At 63.7% G+C, this 6,150-nt stretch carries 4 protein-coding genes; 2 read left to right on the top strand and 2 right to left on the bottom strand.

Features of this window, described 5'->3' with window-relative positions; translation table 11 throughout:
• The coding region (locus WA702_RS20955) for an amino acid--tRNA ligase-related protein (RefSeq protein ID WP_425112461.1) at positions 1-955 on the top strand (955 nt) is incomplete at its 5' end.
• A 251-nt stretch (positions 956-1,206) separates the two neighbouring features.
• On the opposite strand, the gene WA702_RS20950 is transcribed toward WA702_RS20955, so the two are convergent.
• Positions 1,207-3,186 (bottom strand): hypothetical protein, encoded by a 1,980-nt coding sequence (locus WA702_RS20950; RefSeq protein ID WP_425112460.1) that lies wholly within the window; start codon positions 3,184-3,186, stop codon positions 1,207-1,209.
• A gap of 221 nt (positions 3,187-3,407) precedes the next feature.
• Entirely contained in the window at positions 3,408-3,797 is a 390-nt protein-coding gene (locus WA702_RS20945) for a nuclear transport factor 2 family protein (protein WP_425112459.1), read from the bottom strand.
• A gap of 343 nt (positions 3,798-4,140) precedes the next feature.
• Here WA702_RS20945 and WA702_RS20940 point away from each other — a divergent pair, with 343 nt between their 5' ends.
• The gene (locus WA702_RS20940; RefSeq protein ID WP_425112458.1) at positions 4,141-5,697 is read left to right on the top strand and encodes an ABC transporter substrate-binding protein; all 1,557 of its coding nucleotides are present in this window, start codon (positions 4,141-4,143) and stop codon (positions 5,695-5,697) included.
• Positions 5,698-6,150: the final 453 nt, after the last annotated feature.

Below are 6,150 nucleotides of genomic sequence, written 5' to 3'. Positions count from 1 at the left end.
CTGGCCGCGGATTCCGTTCGCGGAGGCGATCCGCAAATACGGCTCCGACAAGCCCGATCTGCGCAACCCGATCGAGATGCAGGACGTTTCCGAGCACTTCCGCGGCTCCGGCTTCAAGGTGTTCGCGCGCATGCTGGAGGATGCGAAGAACCAGGTCTGGGCGATCCCGGGCAAGGGCGGCGGCAGCCGCGCCTTCTGCGACCGCATGAACTCATGGGCGCAGGGCGAGGGCCAGCCCGGCCTCGGCTACATCATGTGGCGCGAGGGCGGCGAGGGTGCCGGTCCGCTCGCCAACAACATCGGTCCGGAGCGGACGGCTGCAATTCGCGAGCAGCTCGGCCTCAAGGAGGGCGACGCCGCCTTCTTCGTCGCCGGCGATCCGGAGAAGTTCTGGAAGTTCGCAGGCCTGGCCCGCACCAAATTGGGCGAAGAGCTGAACCTGATCGACAAGGACCGCTTCGCGCTGGCCTGGATAGTCGATTTCCCGATGTATGAGTACAACGAGGAGGACAAGAAGGTCGACTTCTCGCACAACCCGTTCTCGATGCCGCAAGGCGGGCTGGAGGCGCTGCAGGGCCAGGACCCGCTGACCATCAAGGCGTTCCAGTACGATATCGCCTGCAACGGGTATGAGATCGCCTCCGGCGGCATCCGCAACCATAAGCCGGAAGCGATGGTGAAGGCGTTCGAGATCGCCGGCTATGGCGAGCAGGAGGTGGTCGAGCGCTTCGGAGGCATGTACCGCGCATTCCAGTATGGCGCCCCGCCGCACGGCGGCATGGCGGCCGGCCTCGACCGCATCGTCATGCTGCTCTGTGGCACGAACAACCTGCGCGAGATCTCGCTGTTCCCGATGAACCAGCAGGCGGTCGATTTGCTGATGTCGGCGCCGTCGGAGGCGACGCCGAAGCAGCTGAAGGAACTGCACATCCGGACGAACCTGCCGAGCAAGTAGTTTCTCAGTCCTCGTCATTGCGAGGAGCGAAGCGACGAAGCAATCCAGATTTGTTTCGTGACACTGGATTGCTTCGCTTCGCTCGCAATGACAAAACGCCGAGCCCCTGTGAATGGCACGTAGGGTCGGCAAAGCGTCAGCGTGCCCACCATTCCAACCGCTATTGCCGTAGCAGCGGTGGGCACGCGTCGCCTTGCGGCGTCGCTTTGCCCACCCCTACGTGCGCCAACTAATTAGCTCGTACGATCGGATCACAATCCCGTCGACGCCTCGATCTTGAACTGTGCGGCGGCCGAGGGCGGATCAATGCTCAGAAGCTGCACGAGCTGCATCGCCGGCACCTTCGCACGCGGGGTCAGCTTCAGCGTCAGCGTCTGATGCGGTGTCGCGATGAAGCGTGAGATCGCCTCGACCGCGCCCGCGACATCCGGATTGTCGCTGCCGAGCTTGTCGCCACCGGCCTTGATGGTGGCGAGGATCGCCTGCCGGGCATCGTCCCGGCTGATGCTATTGATGCGCGCGAACTGCGCGACCAGAAGATCGACGCCGCCGAGGTCATGCACGGTCAGCTCCAGCCCGCCGGCCTCGATCTGAGCGGCCTGAACCATCGCCGCCTGCGGATTGATCGTGAAGACCTCGCGCGGCACATGCGCGAGCGTGACGCCCGCGGAGGCGCTGACGATGTTGGCGATATCGAGTTTCACCGGCGACAGGGCAAACGCGCCCGTGTTCTCGGTCCAGCCGAGGCCGAGATCGGCATCGACGGCGGCGGTGTCGATGCCGGCGGCGAGCAGCGGCAGCAGCGCGGGGTTCGAGGCGTCGAGCGGGCTGTCCATCTTGGCCACGAGATGCGCGCGCGTCGGGATCGGGCCGACGAACTGCCCCCAGTCCAGGCTGACATTGTCGATCTTGATCTGCTTGTTGGTGGTCTTATAGGGCGCCACGACATCCCTGAGCTCGGCGCCTTGCAGCGCCTTCAGCAATTCCAGCGCCTGGCCGGCAGGCGGCCGATGGGCCGGATCGGCAAACTGGGCGCCGATCCGCATCATCCCTGTCATGTCGAGCGACTTGAGCGCAAACCGTCCGACCTTGACCGGACCTTGCGGCGTCTGCGCGTCCAGCCCGTCAAGGGCGAAGTCGATCTTGCCGTCCTGCATGTCGAAATGGGCGCCCGCGAGCTTCAGGGCGCCCTGCGGCGTCTTGATCGACATGCCGCGCATCTGTTCGTTTTTGACGACAATGCCTTCCCAGAGGTCGGCGACCTTGTTCGCGAAGTCGCGCGCCTCGGCGGGAGAGGGCGGCGTCGCCGGCCGTGTCACCAGCGCGAGAATGCTCGGCAGCGGCAGCTTGGACGGACGCAAGCCGGCTTCATCGATGGTTACGCCATCCATATGCATCTGCACGCCGAGCGAAGAGGTGAGGTCATATGGGCCGATCGAGGCTTGCCGGTAGAGGCGACGGATTTGATCGTCGCCAGTCGCTTGTGGATCGAGCACCGCGGCGATGGCACCGATGTCGATGTCGGAGGAGGCGATGTCGACAAGGTGGCCCGTCATGGTTTGCGCCTGGCCTGCTTGCTGCGCATCGATCTTGAACGAGGCTTCGCCGATCTTCTCGCTCGCAATCCTGCCGTCCTTGATGCCGTCGAGCACCAGACCCGCATAGCTGAAATCGCCATGGCCGAGCGCCGCGGTGCCGAGATCGAACGCGCCGGTGACGTTCGGCACACTCACCGAGGAGGCGCTGATGGTCGCAAACTGCTTGAGCACGAAACCGTAGATCGCGAACGGCGAGGCGTCGGCAGGCGGTCGCTCACCGCGCGCCGGCCCGTTATAATCGGTCACGACGATCTTCGGCGTCTTGTAGCTCATATGGAAGGTCGACGGCGCCTGCGCCTTCGTGTCGATTTCGAGATCGTTGGATTCGATGCTGGCGGCCGAGATCCGGCCCGCGTCCGGCTGGCCGACGCCTTTCGCGATCACGCTGGCGATCTTCACCGTGACCGGCGGCTGGCTCGCCGTCTCGCTGTGGATGTCGGCAATAGTCAGCGTGCGCGTCCACGGGTCGAACGCCACCTTGCCGTGATCGGCCCTGGCCCCCGTGCTGCGGATCTGTGCGAAAGCGGCCTCGACCTCGCGGTTCGCGCGCTCATTCGCATACCAGTTGACGCCGAAAATGCCGGCGACCGCGATGACAACCAGCGCGAGAACGCCAATCAGAACCCGTTTCATGCCGTTAACTCCTGCCCGCGGCCTTCATTCCCCTATGTTCATACCCCTGCTGGAACCGAAGGGGTAGGGGACTGGAAGTCGATCATCTGCACCGAGGAGGAGCGCCGGCAGGGCTACGCCTGGGGCCAAGACCGAGAGCTTCCACACCCGAGGCCGCCGCCGCTGCCGGACAGCGACAGCGACCCTAGGACAAGGGCATCGCGTCGTAGCTGTCCGGCAACTCAAGATGCCGCGCCGCTTCGCTCGACCAAATGCGCGCGCGAGGGAGCCGGCTCGAAGCCGGCGGCGAAATATTGCGTTTCCCTCGCCACCAGCCCGTCGCGGAATTCCATGATGCTGACGGTGTAGGACGGCACACCGTCATAGCTCAGCACGAATTCGGTGACCCAGAGATCGCCGCTGCCGATCATGCGTCGGACCGTGAAGCGCTTCTTGTTCGGCTGCAGGTGACGGCTGTCCTGAATGTTGCGCCGGCCGCGGATGCGCTCGCCCGATTGCGGATAATTGAGCATGGCATCCTCGTGATAGATGTCGTGCTCGGCCTCGAAGTCGCCGGCATCAGAGGCATCCCAGTGGCGCTGCAGCGCCAGCCGCACGGTGTTGTCGTCCATTTCGATCTCCCATCGATGCTTCCCGGCCACCATGCCGGACGATGCATTCGGGAATGTGGAGCGGACATGCCATGGTCGACAAGCAGGTGCGGCAGCTTAGCTACAGGCATCAACCCGCATCATTGCCTCGGTGGTGCGGCCAGCCGACGACGAGAGACAATCCGCTCAGAAGCGCAACTGTGGCGCGAGTACTGCTGGAATCTGCTCGAAATCAATATGTTGCAGCAAAGAAAGCCGGCGATAGGGAATAGTTTCGGTGTTTGCGAAACCCGTCCTTAAGGGGCGATCTGTCTGGATGATGTCGTGAATATAGCCAACCATTCAGAAGAAACGGATAACTCAGATGACCGTTCGCTGGTCTGTGCTCCTCCTCGCAACGTGTTTCGTCGTGCCTGCGGGCTCCGCTCTTGCCGCTTCCCCTGATGTGGTTCGCGATCTCGCCTCCCGCGTCGGTCCGATCGTCGGTCAGGCCTCAACCTGCCAGGCCATCGCGCAAGGCCGCGTCCAAACCATCGTTGATCAGTTCGGCGAGGTGATCCGCCTGGCCTCTTCGAACAATGGCGATCGCGATATGCTCATCCGCAGCTTCAACGGCTACGTGGCTGACGGCCGCAGCCGAATGGCTGGCGCGCAGATGAACTGCCAGGCCGTGGAGCGCCAATTGGCGGAGCTCGAGCGATCGCTCGGTCAGCAGCAATCGGCGGCTCCCGTCCTCCCCTACGCACTGGCGCCCTTGAGCGCAGCCGCCGCGACGCAGCCGACCGCCAACCTGCCGGCCGGGCTCCCGCACGGCGTCACCGACACCGAGATCCGTTTCGGCACCGTCATCCCGTTCTCGGGCGTCCGCAGGGAGCCTGCGCGCCAGATGAAGCTCGGCATCGAGACGGCGTTCAACCGCGCCAACGACGCCGGTGGGATCAACGGCCGCATGCTGCGACTGATTGCTGCCGACGATGCTTACGATCCGACCCGGACCATTGCCGCGATGACGCAGCTCTACGACAAGGACCAGGTGTTCGGCTTCATCGGCAACATGGGGACGGCCAACAACGCGGTCGCAATCCCCTATGCGCTGGAGCGTCGCGCGCTGTTCTTCGCGCCCTATAGCGGCTCGGCCGTCGTCCGCCACGATCCACCCGACCGTTACGTCTTCAATTATAAGGCGAGCTATGCGGAGGAGACGGCCGCCATCGTGCACTATTTGACGAAAGTCCGGCGGGTCCCGGCGAAGCAGATCGCTGTTTTCGCGCAGAACGATGCTTATGGCGACGATGGCGCCAACGGCGTCGCCAAGGCGTTCCGCTCGCTTGGCATCAACGATCCGATCATCCGCTACGGCTTTCCGCGCGGCACGCTGGATGTCGACGACGCGGTCGGCAAGCTGAAGGCGCAAACCAAGCCGCCGATCAAGGCCGTCATCATGATCGCGACCGACCGCGCGGCCGCGAAATTCATCGAGAAAACCCACGACGCGGTTCCGGGATTGATCTACGCCAACATCTCGGCCGTCGGATCCACGTCGCTTGCCTCCGAGCTGAAGCTGCTCGGCGCGAAATACACCGACGGCGTCATTGTCACGCAGGGCGTGCCATCGGTCGCCGGCTATTCGAGCCTCGTGCTCGACTACAAGAATGCGCTGGCAAAATATTTCCCCGGCGAAGCGCCTGATTACACCTCGCTCGAGGGCTATATTTCGGCGACCATCCTGATCCAGGCGCTGAAGCAGACCACCCCGCTGGACACCGAGCGACTGGTCGACACGCTGGAATCGATGCGCAGCATGGATCTCGGCCTCGGCAGCGCGCTCTCATTCGGACGCGCCGAGCACCAAGCCTCGCACAAGATCTGGGGCACGGCGCTCGACGAGGCCGGCACGTATCAGGCGATCGAGCTGGAATGACGTGAAGTTATCGCGGCGAGTGGCCGAATGGACGCCGCCGCCGTTACATGCATTTGCTACCGGCTGTCTTCAGCCGGCAGGCATCGCCGAGCCAGCCTAGAGCATGATCCGGAAAAGTGGAAACCGGTTTTCCGAAAAGATCATGCTGAAACAAAGAGATGAGATCACGATGCGATTCTGTGTAATCGCATCGTGATCTAGTCGGCTGGTGGCCCCGAGACCTTCCGGCAGACGCTGACAACCCCGCTCAGATGACGGTCTGCGGTATGGAATAGTCGCTCAGCAACGGAACTCATTGCTCGCGCGCGGGCCGGCGCGCTTTCGGCGGCATGATAATGGCGCCACCGTTGGAGCGATGATCTTCGTTCAGTGCTCGCTGCCGGTCGCCGTCGGCTTTCATGCGCCCATCGAACAGGAACGGCCGCGTTCCATTGGCGCTGGCGACGGCCGGGG

Origin of the sequence: Bradyrhizobium sp., assembly GCF_049798375.1 — a bacterium.
Taxonomy (GTDB): Bacteria; Pseudomonadota; Alphaproteobacteria; order Rhizobiales; family Xanthobacteraceae; genus Bradyrhizobium.
Note: the sequence above shows the minus strand (reverse complement) of the source record. Positions and strands in the feature narration are given on the sequence as shown.